Genomic DNA, 285 nt, shown 5'->3' with positions numbered 1-285 from the left:
TAAAACCGACGGCAACCTGCAAACGCGTCTTGGCGTCAAAGCCTACCTGCAAGGCCATAACGCCATGGATGACGGCAAAGACCGCACCTTTCAGCCGTTCGTCGAAGCCAACTGGCTTCACAACACCCGTAGCTACAGCGTGAAGATGGATGACATCAGCAACGACGTGAAAGGCAACCGCAATATTGGCGAACTGAAAGTGGGCGTTGAAGGCCAGCTTAGCCAGCGTCTGCAACTGTGGGGCAACGTCGCCCAGCAAATTGGCGACAACGGCTACAGCGATAC

Annotated in this window: 1 protein-coding gene; it reads left to right on the top strand. The window is 55.4% G+C overall.

Annotated elements, in window-relative coordinates; all coding sequences use genetic code 11:
• Window positions 1-285: autotransporter outer membrane beta-barrel domain-containing protein (locus OGW13_RS00760; protein WP_287115464.1), on the top strand; the 285-nt coding region annotated here is incomplete at both ends.

The organism is Citrobacter sp. Ca225, from assembly GCF_030337175.1.
In the GTDB taxonomy this organism is placed as follows: domain Bacteria; phylum Pseudomonadota; class Gammaproteobacteria; order Enterobacterales; family Enterobacteriaceae; genus Citrobacter_A; species Citrobacter_A amalonaticus.
This window is presented reverse-complemented; position numbering and strand designations above follow the sequence as displayed.